The sequence below is a fragment of the Methylorubrum sp. Q1 genome, assembly GCF_004683995.1.
Classification (GTDB): Bacteria; Pseudomonadota; Alphaproteobacteria; order Rhizobiales; family Beijerinckiaceae; genus Methylobacterium.
The window spans coordinates 345,291-361,146 of sequence record NZ_SRHQ01000002.1 but is presented as its reverse complement, the minus strand read 5'-3'; the positions used below and the strand labels follow the sequence as shown (position 1 = coordinate 361,146).

Here is a 15,856-nt window from a genome sequence, read left to right as displayed (position 1 = left end):
TAGCTGGAAGAATGGCCGTTCACACGATTTGCAACGGCCGTGCTGCCGCCAAAACAGCCCGAACCTTTGTCGCTTTCCGAACGTCTCACGAACTCGATCGGACTTGTCCGACGATACGAGCATCGTTTCGATCGGCAATTCCGCAAAAGTCGTCATGTTCGCCTTGAACTTGTTACATTCGTTGCAGCAGGCCGATAGATTGTAGGGCGACCGGCTTCCACCTTTTGAGGCAGGATAGATGTGTTCGAGCTCATAACGTCGCTTATTGTGTTTCTGTTTGAGTTCCTCCTGCTCCTCGAGAGGCAAGTGCTGACTCAAATTTTCTGCAAAATCGCTGTAATTCAGGGGCGCTGCACAGAGATAGCAGCGATGACCATTGGTCTCAGCAAACGTCGCGATTGCATTCTTTTGACTGTCAGACGGCTCTCCATGTCGCAGCGCTACGCGCCTCGTGATGTTTGAGAGGAGATCCGAAATTTGATTCTTTTCGACCTCGGAGGTGTCCAGCATTCGCTCAATCATTTCGTCAAGGAGTTTCGTCAGCCAATGCTCCATAGTGTCGCTCAGGGGGCCATGAGGAAAGCCCGTTCGTATGCGGTAAGCTTCGGCGAGAAGGCGTGACACAATGTATCCAGTTAGACGCTGCCGAGCGATGTCCTTCATCTCAGTATCACGAAGCGGCGATTCAGCCTGCGTCTCCGTCAGCCGCCAAACAAGTGACCACAACTCTTCGCCATAAGGTGGATTATTGTAGGGCCGCAGTTCCGCGAATTTGTAACGGTTTGCAAGGCGAGTTTTGAACCACCAATCTTCCGTATCAGGCATCACATGGCACTCACGTCGAAAATAGCTCTTCTTTCACCAGACGGGCACCCAAGCGTGGGAAAGCGTTTTTAGCTTGGCGCTAGCGAGGCTCTTAGGCGCGGTTCTGGAGGGTAGCGAGTTTTCTTGCGGCTCCGCTTTGCGCTCGCAAGCGCTCACCGTAGCGGGCCGGCATCGCCGGCGTCTTCCACGAACCGGCCTGCATCACCTCAAGCAACTCGAACCCCGCCGCGAACATGTCCTGGGTCTCCCCGGCCCGGGTCGAGTGCCCGGAGGGCAGCCGCGCCAGCTTCAATCCGGCGGCCGTGGCGAGATCGCGAAACACCCGCGCCACCTCCCCTCCCCCGAGCGCGCCAGTACCGACTTGCCCACCCTTCGTTAGCGGCCGGAACAGCGGCCCGCTCTCCAACCGCGCAGCCGTGAGCCAAGCAGCGATGTGCTCCATGGTGTCGGGGGCGAGGTACTTGATTGCCCCCTCCCCTTCTTTGTCGGCTTTTGAGCGCCGCACCAGCGCGGTGCCGGAACCGCCGACGCCTCTGTGCAAATCCCCTACATAGAACGAGACAAGTTCGGACCGGCGCAGCAGCGTGTCGTATGCGACCGCAACCAGCGCCGCGTTGCGCAGCGCGACCAGCGGCGCCTCGCGCTTGGCTTCCGTCACACGCCGGTGCATCCGCCCGGGCGTCTTCACCTCCAGCATGCGCCCGATGCTGGTGCGGTTGAGCGGCCCAGGCTGCTTCTGGCGCCGACCCTTGGCCCGATTCATCCCCTTCACCGCGAGTCGGACGATCTCGTCGGCGCACGGGTTTTGCAGACCGGCCGCGCGGTGCAAAGCCGCGATCGACGAGCGATAGCGCTCGACCGTGGCGCGCGCCTTCGTCTCAGCTTGCGCGTCGATGAAGGACGCGACCGTCTCCGGCGTCGCCGGCAGCATCGCCCTCCCCGCCTCGCGGCACCAAGCGGCGAAGATCCGGCTGTCGGCGGCGACCGCGCGGACCATGTTATCGGCGAAGGCCCCGCGCGCGGCACTGGCGTGCTCTTCCAACCGCTCGATCAGAAGCTCAAGGCTAGGTGGCAGCGCGTCAACGAACGAGACGGGCGCGGAGAATGCGTCTCGGGTCGGTTCGGAAGCGGAATCGACGGCGTCAAGCTCCATGGCGAGAGCTTAGCCGCTCCAATCCTAACGATCCACAAATTTCCCGCGATAGGCCCTATAATTGGAGTGCACCCCTGTCGGCATACAGCGTCACGCGAGAGGTTCGCTTCGCTGCCGGGTATGTTGCTCCTCGAACTTCACGGGGCTCAGGTAGCCGAGTACCGAGTGCAGCCGCTTGATGTTGTAGACCTCGTCGATGAAGCGCGGAAGGTCAGCCGCGACATCGGCGAAAATTTTGTACTCCGTCACGTACACTGCCTCGACCTTGAGCGTTTTCATGAAGCTCTCAGCCTTGGCGTTGTCGTAAGGATTGCTGCGGCGTCCCATCAAGCCGACCAGTCCATGCTCGGCCAGCACCTTCCGGTAGGCGGCGGAGGCATACTGGGTGGATTCAAGTGGTCGTCGCAACGGCTTGGTGGAGGTCGGTTGTGATGGCAGGTCGGCGGCGTTCGGATCGGTGTCTTCGAGAGAAGCTGCGGTCACCAGGTCGTCCCGGGTTGGTCTGCGCGAGCCGCGACGGGAATTCTGGGCGTTCATCGCCCAAGGTCTCTCGAGCGAGGACGCAGCGATGAAGGTCGGGATCTCGCCGCCGGTCGAGGAAAAGCGTCTGCCGGAGAGCGGCGCGAAGCGCGGGGCTTACGTCCTGCGCCCCGGCCAGCCAGCGGGTGCGTTGGGCATGGCGGACGAGTAGCTTCGGGAACCATTCGGCGAAGGTTCGGCGGGGGCAGGCTGGGTCGCAGCAGTAGAAGCGCCGAACCTCCAACTGCAGCCGAACGGCCTTGCCGCCAGCCGGCAAATCGGCAGGCCGGCGCCGATACCGGCTATGGACCGACGTGCTGATTGCTCGGGGCGTCGGGCAGCGGGCGTGGTCGGGCTTCGCTTCGGCGACGAGGGTGAGGGCGACGGGCCGTCTCGCGCGACGCGGACGAGGCGGCAGCCAGGCAATGGGAAGAGTTGGGTGATGCCCCGGTCTGCGAGGCTGAACCGACCACGCCAAGACCCTAACCGTCACGCACCTCGATCCACCAAACTCGGAGATGAACCACTTCAGTGGGGGTGGATCACTCCATAGGTCGCTGCAGTAGAAGGAGAAGATGCGAATGTGACTTAAAGTCCGTCGCCTTATCGTCCACAGCCGCGCTCGATGCGCGCGTGAAACGAACCCACCCAGGTGCTCTTCGGGAGATCCTCGCAACGAACCTGCGGCGGATCCGGGCCGAGAAGAGGCTCAGTCAGGACGCCCTCGCGGATCTCTGCGAGATGGATCGCAGCTACCTGAGTGGCGTCGAGCGCGGCTTGAGAAATCTCTCCATCGACAATCTTGAGCGCTTGGCCGAGGCCCTCCGGCTCGAGCCCTGGCAACTCATACGGCGACCGGACGCCGACCGCTGACTCTCGTCCGCAGGCGCTCGGAGCGGCCTGAGCCGCAGCGAGGCGGGGCGCGATCTACGCCAGCATGCGCGTTCGCATCGATCAGACTGACCTTGCCGTCAGCACCGCACTTGAAACTGATACCGGCTGCCTGAAGGGCCGCCAACACCGCTCGCACCTTGCAGGGCTGAGTCCGGCAATCGCCACTTTCCAGCATCGCGATAGTGCGCCGAACGACACGAGCGTTTCGAGCGAGGTCCTCCTGAGTCCAGTCCAGGAGGACGCGCGCGGCACGGAAGTGCCGCGCGCCAAGAAAATTGAAGTTTTCGCTCGGGTTGACGGCAATGTGCATTTTCGTCTACAAGGTCGAGCAGAAGATTCGGCGTGGCTTTTCACGCCGGAAACTAACCTTCAAGGCCGGCGGGATCGGAGCGACATCCGATTCTCTCAAGATCGGCTGCATCAGCGGCTTCGTCAAGCAAGATAAGCCGCGTCGTTCCTTCGAGTGAAGGAGCGCGCATGCATGCACGGCATCGTGCAGCGTAGCGGAACCCTTTCGATCGACATCCGCGGATGCGCGGTCGTCCCAAGACGGCCGAGATCGACGGTCGCCTCATGCTTCCAAATCATTGCTTCCCGCGGCGGCGCGTGCGTCCTCTTTCCTCTTTGGCTTGGCGGCTTCGGCGTGGCTACAGCAACACCAAGCGACTTAGATACGAGGTATCGGTCCTGGCGGTTGTGCATGGCGCCATCCGTCTTGGCATCGAGCAGGAACTCTGCCAACGGCTCGCGCAAGCCGGCCTTGGCGAGGATGCAGTCACAGCAGTCCGCTTTCGTGCGTGGGATGTCGTGTATGACGTAATCGTTCCGACCTACCGTACCTGGACGCATCCAAGGCTGCACGGCATTGCACTATCGGTCGGATTGCGTGTTCCGGCGCATAGGCATCTGACTCTAATCGCACCGCCGGCGGAGATCCAGGCGGAACCCCGCCTCGGCAACGCCCACCGAATTTTCCACGACAAACTTGTCCCGATCCGGGGTGATGCAGGTTCGGCGATCCGGTGCATTGAGGAGCATGGTGGGCAGGCTTCGCTCGTTGCCTGCGAGACCGCTCTTGGTAGCCCATTTGCAAAAGAGCGAATCTTCGGACTCGTCTTCGGAGGATACCTCGAAATCGATCTCACTGCGGAGATCGCCGAGCAGAGTATCGTTCGTATCGGACGCGATACCGAGAGTTTCGATTGGGCTGGCCTCGGGTGGCGGATGCTTGCGAATGACGAGCAGGATCCATCCAATTCAATCGAAGCTACGGCCGTACCCCTGTATCCACGCTAGCGGATGGCTCGGACGCGTTCGATGTCCGGAGCCATTGCCCCCTCCTACCCCCCCCGCAGGTGGAGTTCGCATCATGGTCGGCAGAGGAATCGTGGTCGAATTCCCGACGGGTCGCCCTTGTGTCGGCAAGCTGCACGGGAGATCGGGGCATCGGACAGTCAGTGACATGGTTCGGAAGCTTTCGAGCCGACGTCCCACTGCACCTGGTGGTGTCGGCCCCGAAGGACAGCTTCTAATCAGATTGAGCGAGCTGGTTGGCATCGGCGATGATACCGTCGATCGGTTGACTTGGCTCGCCCGTGACGGCGTCTTGACCCCGGCGTCGGCGGCGCGGCTCGCGATGCGCCATGCCGCCGAGTGTGGAGGTACACCCGTCCGGCTCGGACCATCTGCCGGCAATCCCACGTACGAGCTGAGACTTGCTGGTGATCCGTTCGGGCGTTTCGCATTCCGACTGCAAGGATCGACGGCGTGGATCGTGTTCGCCCCGATATCCGGCGTCGGGCTTCTGATGGAGTTCTGCCTCCGCGACAGGATCCAGGCCTGTCTCTTGATCGGCTGCGATAGCCAGCGGCGGACCACCGTCCAGCTACTGCCCGCGGTAGATTGGCGACGTCGCCTCCGCGCCTTCGGCGCAGGTTCCGGTCGATGCGGCAGCCGCCACGTTCTGTTGCTGGGTGGGTTGCCGATTAGAGAGCCGGAGCGGTCGGCCGCACTGGCCGGGATCGAATGCGCCATCCGCCGGAGCGGCAACACCGAACTAATCAGCTCGAGGCTGAGGAAACGGCTCAACCCCGCAAGCTCGGCTCCGCCGAAATATATTTCGCGGGAGGTGCTGATCATGATTGAGCTCGCATGTCCCGGGTTGGTCGAGGTGCCTGCCTGCGAGGAAGGATCCGCGCCGTGAAACCGGAGATCCGAAAGCGGGCGGGCACTGCAAGGGCAAGCTTCGGTCGGATCAATCCGGACGGACCAGAAGTCGTCCGACGACTCCTGCGCCGTCGGTGCGCGGCACTTGCGGCCGCGGAGGCATTCGCCGGGAGCGTCAACGACGATCCACTCCCACACGATCCGGACGTAGTCGGTGCGATCGTCCTTCTTGGCCTCGCCCTCGCGACGCGCAACGGCCTTTTCGATAGGATGGAGAGCGCCGCGCCTGTCCTGATCGTCGAAGTTCCTCAGCAGGATTGGATCGATCCGATGGCGGAGGCGCTCATCGACTGCTTTGGCCAAGCAAGGCCTTCGAGCAGCGACCGGCGCGGAGCTAGGCTGAAGTGCGATACCGGAACGGGAATCGTCGTCGTCACTGCTAGTGCAAAAATTGTCCTAGCAGGCTGCCCGAGCGACCGCCGCACGGCTCAGGCGTTCCGCGAACAACGTCCGCTGATCGGGGTAGCGTCGTCCACGCACGAGCATTTACCGGGCGACCTCCTGAGGGCCTGCGAGGATCGGCTGGTCGTCGGCAGCTTCGATCCGGAAGCGGTGGACCTCGTCGTGGAGCATGTGGTCGGATGTCGGCCAAGTCGCTCCCTTGTCAGCGAGGTCGCGTCCGCAGTCGAGGCGGGCGACCTTCGAGTCGCGGTGCACTCCGCTAGAGGCGCCGATGGATCGGTCGAGCGCCTCTCCGACGTCGTGAAGGCGCGGATGTCGCGCCGGCGCATCGCGGACGGGCCGCGATTGCAGGACCTAGCCGGCTATGGCGCAGCAGCGGAATGGGGCATGGGAGCGGCTGCCGATCTGGCGGCCTACGCCCAGAACGCGCTTCCATGGACGGCCTGCGACCCTGGAGCCCTTTTGGTGGGTCCGCCGGGAACGGGAAAAACCATCTTCGCACACGCTCTCGCCTGCCAAGCAGGCGTACCACTGCTCGCCGGCTCTCTAGCACAATGGCAGTCGGCCGGCGAGGCCCACCTGGGCACGACATTGAAAGCCATGCGAGATTACTTCGATGCGGCTAGAAAATCCTCTCCCTGCGTTGCCTTAATCGACGAACTCGACTCCTTCGGCGACCGAAGTTGCTTTGCCGCCCACCACCGCCATTATTCGGTCCAAGTAGTTAACGGACTGCTGGAGTGCTTGGACGGCAGCGAAGGCCGCGATGGAGTGCTCCTCGTCGGGACCACCAATAATCGGGATCTAATCGATTCTGCTGTACTCCGTTCCGGTCGCTTCGATCGGTGCATCACCATCTCGCTACCTGGTGTCGTCGACCTCGCTGCGATCCTGCGCCACCATCTCGGCGGGGATCTCCGCAACATCGACCTGATGAAAGCGGCGCGGTGCGCACTGGGTGGAACAGGAGCAGACTGTGCCGCTTGGGTGCGTCGCGCCCGTGCCGGCGCGCGACGAGCCAACCGCGCCGTCACGATCGCGGATCTATTGCGGGAGATCGGTGGCTCGGCCGCAACCGGCGCCGACGACAAGCGCGCGGCAGTGCACGAATCCGGTCACGCAGTCGTCGCCCACGCTCTCGGATTCCGGCTGCGCGAAGTAGAACTTCATTCCACTTCCGAGATCGGCGGCATGACCGGACTTCGCTTCCGTAGCAGATATGCAACCCGAGACAGCTTGTGCGATCTACTGACCGTCTATCTTGCCGGCCGTGCTGCAGAAATGATCGTGTACGGCGCTCCCAGCATGGGAGCTGCAACCGATCTCGCCGAAGCGACGACTCTGTGCCGCAACATGCATTGCAGCTGGGGATTGGGAGGGCGGATCGCAGCCGACGCATCCAATTCGGTGCCTAAAGCGGCCGCTGCTGCCATTGAACGCGATCTACGCAAAGTTTCTCGAGTCGCAACATCCATCCTCTTGGACCGACGCAACCAGCTTGAGGGCCTTGCGCATGCTCTGTTGGAAAGACGTGCACTCGATGGTTCGGAAGTCGAGGCCCTCCTTCAAGGACTCGCTCGGCACTGATCTCCGGACTGACGTGGGATCATGTTCGCAGATCGACGATCTTCGTGCCTCGATGCACGAAGGCGGGCACGCCGTGGTGGCCCAAGCTCTCGGTTCCACGCATGGAAAGACCGCCCTGCATGTTGCCGGCTAGGCTGGGGGAAAGGCCGCAGTCCGGTGCAATACCTCGTATCCGAGCGCCGCGGATCCTCTTGATCTTCCCGCGGTCTACCTCGCGGACAGTGCGGCCGGGATGTTTGGGTTCGGCGCCGCCGGCATCGGCGGGGCCGCGGATCCGATAGCGGCAACCCGGATCTGCACCGACATGCATCGTAACTGGGCTTGGCCGATCGGCTGACGGTCCACCACGACGCCATGCCTTCGGACATGTCCGCCGCCGTAGAGGAGAACATCGCCCGCGCGTCGAAGGCTGCGTCGTCGGTACCCGTTCGCAGAAGATCATGCCTCGACCGCCTCGCTGAGACACTGATCCTCAAGTGCGCGCCGGAGGGCCGTGAGTTCACGGGATTCCTTCGGAACCCGTTCGGCGATCGATCGGACCCGATACCGCGTGTGGGACCGCGTACCTCCGGCGTCCAACCCGCCCCCGTGGAGGCCGCCGCGAGAACGGAGGCCTCGGGCTGACACCTTCCATGACCCGAAGAGGAAGTAGATGGCATGTCGATTCTGAACACCGGGCCGGGACCGTTTCCCTGTCTCCGTCGCTTAGCCTGCAAGTATCGCTCGCTCGCCGATGATCTGGAATGCATCTCTGAAGGCCAGCATCCCGACGAAAGGAAACTCCGCGATGCTCCGCTCCTGTTGGATTGGCGCGTCTTCATCGCCCCCATCCCTCATCTCCAAGGCATCGTCGTTGGTCATCCGGAGATCGCCGACGGAGCGATGTGCAGGACCAGCGGGCTAATAACCTTCGATCCCTTCGCAGGTTATGCCCGAACCTTCTCCCGGTTCTACCGCCTCGGAGACCGCAATGCCTGACCGGCGCGGACAGGTTGGAAGCGGTTCCGACGAGACGCCGACCGAGGTCGTGCAGTCGCCTCTCACGGATAGGCCGACGACGATCTGGAAGCCTCCTACAGTCTGGGAAATCGTCGATCCGACGCGGGATCCAGCATCGCACTCCGCAATCAATACTCGGACCATCCGGCCCTTCCGAAGTTCCGGCGACAAGCCATCCGTGCATCGGAACCCGGACCCAGATCGACACGGAGAACCAATAAGTTCCGACGCAGTCCCTCCTACGTTTATCGAGGCTCTTGCGCGCTGGCGTGCCTGGAACGATTACAGCGATCGGCTAAAATCCGGGCGATACGAGTGCAGGTGCCCTACGACAAAGCTTCCGAAAGCCTGCTCCTTCGAACTACAGGAGGATGAATATTTCGAGATATAATGTTTATGGATCATTATCCAGAATAAATAGAAGTGCAGATAACCGTTTTGACTGCTTGCCATTGCATAACCGGCGAGGCATCTACGCCGTCCGAAGATGGCGATGAAAGCCCCAAGACCATGATGAACGCCTTGTCGGCGCGCCTCAACGAACGAGCGAGAAGCTCATCCGGGATGAGCGGAAGTTTTCTGAAAACAGGCGACGATCGATCTCCGCATCGTTAATTCGTACGATCGAGGTCGCGCCTTGCAAGGTCTCGCACGATGCATGACGATACATCTGAAGTGGGACGCATTCCGGCATTCCTGACCGATTGGGTCGACCAACATAGCGCACCGTCCGACACGGGCCGCGATGGTCCTCCTAGAGCAGCCATCTATGCTCGAAGATCGTCTTCGGATCCGGACTTTGTGAGCATCGCACGGCAGATTAGCGCCGGAATAGAATATTGCCGGGTGATCGGCGCGTCCCTCGATCCCGAACGTCACATTTTTATCGACCGGAACCGTTCCGGCAGAACAATGGCCGGACGTTCTGCGCTGCATGCATTGCTGGCAGCGGCAAGAGCCGGGCTGTTCGACTCTCTGGTCGTGCAGGGACTCGAACGGTTGACGCGCAACGTGGCCGATGCCGCCGTGATGCATGCCGAACTCGAGAGCTTGGGCATCACGATCCACGTCGTGACCCGGGGCAGCATTTCGGGAAGCGAAATGATCCTGAGCTCCTTTCAGCACCAGAAGGAGCTCGATGCGCTCGTCGAGCGGATCAACGACGGCCGCCGTCGAGCTGCACGGAGCGGCAGCATGATCGGCAGTCGACCGAAGTACGGCTATGATCGTGTTCCCGATGATCGCGGGTTTGTCGTCAATACCGAACAAGCCTTGATCGTCCGAAGATGCTTCGAGCGCATCGACGGAGGGATGACCCGCCGACAGCTCGTCAAGGCCCTCAAGGCCGAAGGCGTCGTAGCGCTCCGAGGGCGTCCCTGGGCGATCAGTCAGTTGCACCGCCGGAACGGTTACGGCCTTCTTCAGGATCCGGTCTACAAAGGCACCTGGACCTGGGCTCGGGGAACGAACGATCCGATCACGATCGAGACGCCGCACCTCGCCATCGTCGATGCCGAGCTGTTTGATCGGGTCCAGGAAAAGCTGAGCCGTTCCGCAGCTCTGCCCTGGGGAAAGGGTAGGGGTGTGGGCCTGCTGACCGGCAAGGTCCGTTGCAGCTGCGGCATGCCCATGACGCGAAGCGGAAGCTGGATCATCTGCTCCAAGGAGCCGCATTGGGATCCTTGCACTGAGGGTACAGGGATTCCGAAGGACGAAGCCGAGAGGCAATACTATCGCGTGCTCCTCGACGAAGTTCTGGAGCCTTCGCGTTTCTCCCATTGGGATAGCGTACGTACCAAGTGCCTCGAGAAGATGAATCTGGAGGCAACTGCCGAGTGCTCGCTTCTGCAGATGCGCCTTGACCAGATCGGTTCCGATCTGGACTCGTTCGGTGACGAGTTCCATGACGATCCGATCGCCTCCGCCATCGTCGGTCCGCTGGAAGCCGAGTTCCACGATCTTTGGGAGAAGCGGGAGAAACTGCGCTCGCTGACGGGGCTGCGCCTCGAAGAAACCGAAGCGAAAGCGCTGCGAACACTTATATCCGGCATGATTGTCAAGGTCCCGTACAGGACGACCGATCCGCAGGAGATCGCAGCGGTCTCGCGCATGCACGAACTCGTCCCCCGCATGGTCGTCGAACGGCGAAACGGGCAGATCGAGCTGCGCTTCCTGCTCGGCGTGCTCGGCGCGGGGCTTAAGGAGGACATGCCGCAGCCCGATTCCGTCAGGTGGATCGGACGTCCGTGCCCTCAGCCGCCTCGAGGCATCATCCGGCGACCCGAAGCCGTTCTGCAGCATCATCGGGATGCGGCGGCCGGACGGTACGCCTTCACAGAGCGGGAATGGTCGGCTGTCGCACACCTCTTCGAGCCCATGGGACGGCTGAAGGGCGGTCATCGTCTCTATGCGGAGGCTCTGATCTTCGTCGCCCGTACCGGGATGCCAATCAACATGCTGCCTGAACGCTACGCCGGAAGGGTGCTACAGATGGGACCGATCCGAAAGTTCGGCTTCTGGCCGCGCATGCTCGCCGCACTGGATGCGTTGGGTTCCGATCTAGTCCGGGACATCGATCGAAACCGCTTCGCGGCGCGCCGCTCGGCCTGAAACAATCGAAGAAACCGGTACCGAACTTCTCCCTTCAAGCTGCGCTCGGCTGCCCGGATGCCATGGCACCCAGGCAGCATGATTGGCGCGTGCTCCATGCTGAACTGGATCGTCGCGATGCCCAAACATATACCGCATGGATCGGCCGAATCCGTCGCCGACCTGCTGCCCGAGGCGTGGACCGCCATGCACGCCCCGGCGCCGCCAGCCATGGTTGCCGGCGATAGATGCGTGTACTACTGCCGATATTCTTCCGAAGGACAGAGGGAAACTAGTATAGATCGTCAGATCGAAGGGTGCGAAACCTATGCACGTCTGAACGGCATGACGCCCGTAGCATCCGGCCATCTTTTCGTCGATCGTGGCAAATCGGGCTTCTATCTCGAAGGCCGGGACGATCTGGCCGCGCTGCGCCTGCTGGCCCGTGAGGGCGGCAAAGGGTTCGACAAGCTGGTCTGCGAACATCTCGATCGGCTCTCGCGGAACGTAGCCCATGTCCTGCAGATCTACCAGGAGTTGAAGGCGCTCGGCATCGAGATACATGTCACGAGCGGAGGCGTCGGCCCGGTCGATGACGTCCACGCCGTGTTCTATGGCTTCATAGGGATGGAGCAGCGGGAGAGAATGCTCCGGCTTATGAGCCAAGGCGCATGGCGCTCAGCTCTGAGAGGCCGCCATCTCGGCGGAATTCCATATGGCTACCGCTGCGGTGCGGACGTCGGCGAACTCGTCGTCGTCCCGCAGGAAGCCGCCGTGGTCGCCAGGATCTACAGACTTTTCGACAGCGGCGTGGATGCTACCCGGATCGCCCGCCTGCTCAACAGCGAGGACGTCCCGTCCCCGTCGGGGAAGGCTCAATGGACTCGCACCGTGATCATCGGAACCGCTGGATCTGGTAGCGGCATTCTCCGCAATCCCAAGTACGTCGGCGTGTACATCTACGGCAAGAGGAAACGGGTCCGCCGCCTCGACAATATTTCTAAGATAGTACAAATGCGGCCCAGTACCAACTGGGTGTACGGAGCCAAGCCGGAATGGGGCATCGTCGATCGGGGTCTATGGTTGCGCGTACTTTGCCGCCTCAAACGCATGAACGATGAGAAAGGTGTCAGGAAACCTCGTGAAAAAGCCAGCGGGAAATCTACGCTATTGTTCCACGGGCGGTATCGTTGTGTCTGCGGAGCATCCGTGGCCGCAAGTTTCAAAAGAGCTACGGCGACCCGGAGCCTCCGCTGCTACGCAGAGTCGGAAGGCGGTCGCTGCGACAGATCCCGCAGTGTAAGTTCGACGTTCGTCGAATGCGAGGTGCTGCGCGAAATCCGGGATACTCTCCTGACTTCGGCCGATCTCTCGACATACGCCCGTGAGTACGAGGCTCAGCTGCGCCGTATTGAGGAGGAAGTTGCCCGCGAGATGAAGAAACGTCTGCGCCGGATCGTCAAAATCGACGATTGGCTAGAGAAGAGCATCGACCGTTCGATTAACAAAGGTGGTACGGACGAAGACTTGGAACGCGCCCGCGCGCGGAAGACGGCTGAACGGGCCGATCACCGCCTCGCTCTGGCCAGTCTTCCGAATGTGGCATCGATGCCCCGCGCCGAACCCGTAGATTTCGTCTCGCTGCGGAGCGAGATGGACGAACTCATTCGACGTCTGCCGATGGTCGCAACCAACGAAGCCGATCTTCTTCTCGTGCAAACTTTGAGGGATCTCGTCGAGAAGGTCGTGATCGATCAACCCGAAGGCGAGGCTGGGTACACGCTTGAGATCACGTTCGCGCCTTCCGCCCTCGCCACCCGGAACAATCGGATCCCGCTGGCCGGCCTGGATCCTGTCACCGTCCGTAGGGTGTGTCCGCCGCCGAAGACGAGGCGCGCCAATCTCGTGGAGATTGACGCGTCGCTGTTGGCCAAAGCTCAGCGAAAGGAGCACTCACTCACGAACGCAGATTGGCGCATCCTCACCGACGTTATCGGACACTGGCCTTTCGACGACGGACGTCTGATCATGGATGCCGCGCTATTCTATTTGAGAAACGACCGGGGGCTTCGATCGTTGCCGCCGCCGTTCTCGGACCCCCTCGTCGAAAGTCGGGTTCGCCGTTTCGTGAAGAATGGCTACTGGCGGCTTGCTTACGACGCGCTGGTCGAGGCGGACTCTCAGACGATCCGTGGCCTTGATACATCGCGCTTCGCGACGATGGAGCGTACTGCCTGGAGTTGCCGCGCGGCCGCAGTCTGAAAAGCGACGGCGACAATCAACATCTTCGTTCGGCAAAATCCGGTCCGGAACAGTCATAATCCAGCTTCCGGCTTTTTCAGTCCGGAGCCCGCTGCCGGGGCATGATCGGCCGGGCGATGCAGTCTGGCCGATGGGACGAACCTCGACGGCTAGAGCCGCTCTCGCTTACGTAGCTAGAGCCGTGCCCGCTCACGTAGCGACGGCCAAGTCGGTCTCGTAACCGGCGGCAGCGATGCAGTTGCGGCATTCGTCGGCTGTGAAGCGAGTGAAGGCCTGGCGGATGGTGTGCCACAGGTCTGGGACAGTGCGGGCCGCCGCGGTTCGGAGCAGGCCCTTCAACTTGGCGAAGATCTGCTCGACCGGATTGAAGTCCGGGCTGTAGGGCGGGAGGTAGAGCAGCCTCGCCCCGGCAGCCTCGATGGCCTCGCGCACCCTCGTCACCTTGTGGGCCTGCAGGTTGTCGAGGATGACGGTGTCTCCGAGCCTGAGCACGGGCACGAGCGTGTCGGTGACATACCCGGAAGCGTGCGCCGTTGATGGCTCCGTCGAACAGGGTGGTGGCACACAGGCCAGCGCTGCGCAGCGTGGCGGTGATGGTGGTGGTCTTGTAGTGCCCGTGCGGGACGGCGAGGCGGCAGCGCTCGCCCCGCGGAGCTCGACCGTAGCGGCGGGCCAGGTTGGTGGCCGCAGCGGTCTCGTCGAGGAAGACCAGCCTGTCGGGATCGAGGGCATCCTGGTTCTCGAACCACGCCTCGCGAGCGGCCCTTATATCCTCGCGCACCTGCTCGGCGGCGTGGATCGCCCCTTTATGGATGGCCCGCCCCTCACCGGACTGCGCTGCTAGGCTTGCAGGGTAGCCGAGATGAGGAAGGGAGCGGGACGATGACGATTGCGGTTCTTGGGATCGACCTGGGCAAGAACAGCTGCAGCCTCGTCGGGCTGGACGCGGCGGGGCGGGTCGTGCTGCGCCGACGCATGCGGCGCGAGGGGGTGATCGCCTTCGGCGCGAAGCTGCCGGGGTGTGTCGTTGCGATGGAGGCCTGCTGCGGCGCCCACCACATGGGCCGCGCCCTGGCCGAGCAGGGCAACACCGTCCGGCTGATGTCGCCGGAGTACGTGCGCCCCTACGTCAAGGCGCAGAAGAACGACGACCGCGACGCCGAGGCCATCGCCGAGGCGGCCACACGCCCGACGATGCGCTTCGTGGCACTCAAGTCCGAGGCGCAGCTCGACGTGCAGACCCTGCACCGGGTCCGCGACCAGCTCGTGGGCGAGCGCACGGCGCTGACCAACCAGATCCGTTCCGTCCTGCTGGAGCGTGGCCACATCGTGGCGCAGGGGCGCGCCAAGCTCACTGCTTGCCTGGCCGCGTTGCTGGACACGGACGCGGGCGCGTCGCTCACACCGCGCGTGCGCACCCTCATGGCCGAGGTGCGCGAACGCTGGCAGGAGCTCGACCAGCGCATCGCCGCGCTCGACGCCGAGTTCGCTGAGCAGGCCCGCATCAACGAGGACGCTCGTCGGCTGACCACGATCCCGGGCATCGGCGCACTTAACGCGACCGCGCTGGTGGCGGCCATCGGCGACGTGGCCAGCTTCGCCCGCGGGCGCGATCTAGCGGCTTGGCTTGGTCTCGTACCGCGGCAGGTGACGACCGGCGGGAAGCCTCGGCTCGTCGGCATCACCAAGCGCGGCAGCAAGTACCTGCGCAAGACGCTGGTCCAGGGTGCCCGCGCCGCGCTGCCCTCGCTGCGCCAGAGGGACACCCATCTCGGGCAGTGGCTGCGCGGGCTGCTGGCGCGGTCGCACGTCAACACGGCGGTGGTCGCCCTGGCGGCCAAGATGGCGCGCATCGTCTGGGCGCTGCTGCGCCACGGGCGGGTCTACGAGCCGGCGGCCGTGGCCGCCTGATCCGAGTTCGGCCGGCGCGGACGCGCCGGCCTTACGATGTCTGCGGGCGGTGAGAGGAAGATGGCCTGACAGTCGACCGGTGTTCTGGAAACCTCTCCGCAAAAATGGCGCTCGACGCCGACCCCTTTATGAGGCCCAGGACGCGCGGATCTCCATCTTGGCCAACGGCGCTGCCGGAAGGCCGGATACGTTTATGCAGACTGCACAGACCAGCGGATCCGAGCCACTTGCGGACGGGGCGGGCCATACGTTTTACGGGTGATGCCACGCCGGGCGAAGAAGCGGGATAGGCTGCTCGTGCTGGTCTGCACGCCGTGCTTGACCAAGGCGTCACGCAACTCGTGCCGGAAGATCGCGGGCCGCGCCTCGTAGGTCGTCAGGATCAGGTCGGCCTGCGCCTCGATCCGGTGCGAGACGTGATCGCCCCCCGACGGCCTGGGCGCGAGCGGAGATCGACGGACACCGGTGAAGGCATCGGCATCCTCCTTC

12 protein-coding genes and 4 pseudogenes are annotated in these 15,856 nt (G+C 62.8%); 9 read left to right on the top strand and 7 right to left on the bottom strand.

Annotation, left to right across the window (positions count from 1 at the left end; translation table 11 throughout):
* From E4V01_RS03580 to E4V01_RS03570, 3 genes are all read right to left on the bottom strand, one after another.
* A partial coding sequence (locus E4V01_RS03580; protein WP_210234742.1) for an HNH endonuclease occupies positions 1 to 825 on the bottom strand: 825 nt, incomplete at its 3' end.
* Positions 826 to 916: 91 nt separating this feature from the next.
* Positions 917 to 1,756, bottom strand: a complete 840-nt coding sequence (locus E4V01_RS03575) for a site-specific integrase (RefSeq protein ID WP_245517406.1) — start codon at positions 1,754 to 1,756, stop codon at positions 917 to 919.
* Positions 1,757 to 2,068: 312 nt separating this feature from the next.
* Complete coding sequence (locus tag E4V01_RS03570) at positions 2,069 to 2,305, bottom strand: integrase core domain-containing protein (RefSeq protein ID WP_371688507.1); 237 nt, start codon at positions 2,303 to 2,305, stop codon at positions 2,069 to 2,071.
* 104 nt (positions 2,306 to 2,409) lie between these two features.
* Here E4V01_RS03570 and E4V01_RS03565 point away from each other — a divergent pair.
* Positions 2,410 to 2,600, top strand: a pseudogene (locus E4V01_RS03565) (IS30 family transposase); the annotation flags it as partial.
* Positions 2,601 to 2,621: 21 nt separating this feature from the next.
* Here E4V01_RS03565 and E4V01_RS03560 read toward each other — a convergent pair.
* Positions 2,622 to 2,941: pseudogene (locus tag E4V01_RS03560) on the bottom strand (transposase family protein); the annotation flags it as partial.
* Between the two features lie 189 nt (positions 2,942 to 3,130).
* On the opposite strand from E4V01_RS03560, the gene E4V01_RS03555 reads away from it, so the two are divergent.
* Positions 3,131 to 3,370 carry a helix-turn-helix domain-containing protein gene (locus E4V01_RS03555; protein WP_060769317.1) on the top strand — a complete coding sequence of 80 codons (240 nt, stop codon included), beginning with the start codon at positions 3,131 to 3,133 and terminating at the stop codon, positions 3,368 to 3,370.
* On the opposite strand, the gene E4V01_RS26660 is transcribed toward E4V01_RS03555, so the two are convergent.
* Positions 3,342 to 3,701 carry a helix-turn-helix transcriptional regulator gene (locus tag E4V01_RS26660; protein ID WP_371688505.1) on the bottom strand — a complete coding sequence of 120 codons (360 nt, stop codon included), beginning with the start codon at positions 3,699 to 3,701 and terminating at the stop codon, positions 3,342 to 3,344. The two genes, E4V01_RS03555 and E4V01_RS26660, sit on opposite strands and share 29 nt — an antisense overlap.
* A 221-nt stretch (positions 3,702 to 3,922) precedes the next feature.
* Here E4V01_RS26660 and E4V01_RS03545 point away from each other — a divergent pair, with 221 nt between their 5' ends.
* The 6 genes from E4V01_RS03545 (at position 3,923) to E4V01_RS03520 (ending at position 13,456) form a co-directional block, all read left to right on the top strand.
* Positions 3,923 to 4,687, top strand: a complete 765-nt coding sequence (locus E4V01_RS03545; protein WP_083530797.1) for a hypothetical protein — start codon at positions 3,923 to 3,925, stop codon at positions 4,685 to 4,687.
* A gap of 241 nt (positions 4,688 to 4,928) precedes the next feature.
* A complete protein-coding gene (locus tag E4V01_RS03540) occupies positions 4,929 to 5,594 on the top strand; it encodes a hypothetical protein (RefSeq protein ID WP_245517405.1) in 666 nt (221 codons plus the stop codon).
* Positions 5,591 to 7,606, top strand: coding sequence for an AAA family ATPase (locus E4V01_RS03535; protein WP_245517403.1), 2,016 nt, complete (start codon positions 5,591 to 5,593; stop codon positions 7,604 to 7,606). Before E4V01_RS03540 ends, E4V01_RS03535 begins: the two co-directional genes overlap by 4 nt.
* A 657-nt stretch (positions 7,607 to 8,263) precedes the next feature.
* Positions 8,264 to 8,584 carry a DUF6634 family protein gene (locus tag E4V01_RS03530; protein ID WP_083530795.1) on the top strand — a complete coding sequence of 107 codons (321 nt, stop codon included), beginning with the start codon at positions 8,264 to 8,266 and terminating at the stop codon, positions 8,582 to 8,584.
* Between the two features lie 675 nt (positions 8,585 to 9,259).
* Positions 9,260 to 11,215: a recombinase family protein gene (locus E4V01_RS03525; protein ID WP_083530794.1), complete on the top strand. Its 1,956-nt coding sequence runs from the start codon at positions 9,260 to 9,262 to the stop codon at positions 11,213 to 11,215.
* Positions 11,216 to 11,311: 96 nt separating this feature from the next.
* On the top strand, positions 11,312 to 13,456 hold the full coding sequence (locus E4V01_RS03520) for a recombinase family protein (RefSeq protein WP_158509733.1): 2,145 nt from the start codon (positions 11,312 to 11,314) through the stop codon (positions 13,454 to 13,456).
* Between the two features lie 189 nt (positions 13,457 to 13,645).
* On the opposite strand, the pseudogene E4V01_RS03510 reads toward E4V01_RS03520, so the two are convergent.
* Positions 13,646 to 14,237 (bottom strand): annotated as a pseudogene (locus tag E4V01_RS03510) (IS630 family transposase).
* A 101-nt stretch (positions 14,238 to 14,338) separates the two neighbouring features.
* Here E4V01_RS03510 and E4V01_RS03505 point away from each other — a divergent pair.
* Positions 14,339 to 15,367 carry an IS110 family transposase gene (locus E4V01_RS03505; protein WP_060769313.1) on the top strand — a complete coding sequence of 343 codons (1,029 nt, stop codon included), beginning with the start codon at positions 14,339 to 14,341 and terminating at the stop codon, positions 15,365 to 15,367.
* 251 nt (positions 15,368 to 15,618) lie between these two features.
* On the opposite strand, the pseudogene E4V01_RS25535 reads toward E4V01_RS03505, so the two are convergent.
* A pseudogene (locus E4V01_RS25535) lies at positions 15,619 to 15,813 on the bottom strand (IS630 family transposase); the annotation flags it as partial.
* Positions 15,814 to 15,856: the final 43 nt, after the last annotated feature.

Bases quoted from the DNA above. Each gene is read 5' to 3' on its own strand.
- E4V01_RS03575 (WP_245517406.1), bottom strand. From the start codon at position 1,756: ATGCTGCCGGCGACGCCGGAGACGGTCGCGTCCTTCATCGACGCGCAA.
- E4V01_RS03570 (WP_371688507.1), bottom strand. From the start codon at position 2,305: ATGGGACGCCGCAGCAATCCTTACGACAACGCCAAGGCTGAGAGCTTC.
- E4V01_RS26660 (WP_371688505.1), bottom strand. From the start codon at position 3,701: ATGCACATTGCCGTCAACCCGAGCGAAAACTTCAATTTTCTTGGCGCG.
- E4V01_RS03545 (WP_083530797.1), top strand. From the start codon at position 3,923: ATGCGCGGTCGTCCCAAGACGGCCGAGATCGACGGTCGCCTCATGCTT.
- E4V01_RS03530 (WP_083530795.1), top strand. From the start codon at position 8,264: ATGTCGATTCTGAACACCGGGCCGGGACCGTTTCCCTGTCTCCGTCGC.
- E4V01_RS03525 (WP_083530794.1), top strand. From the start codon at position 9,260: ATGCATGACGATACATCTGAAGTGGGACGCATTCCGGCATTCCTGACC.
- E4V01_RS03520 (WP_158509733.1), top strand. From the start codon at position 11,312: ATGCTGAACTGGATCGTCGCGATGCCCAAACATATACCGCATGGATCG.
- E4V01_RS03505 (WP_060769313.1), top strand. From the start codon at position 14,339: ATGACGATTGCGGTTCTTGGGATCGACCTGGGCAAGAACAGCTGCAGC.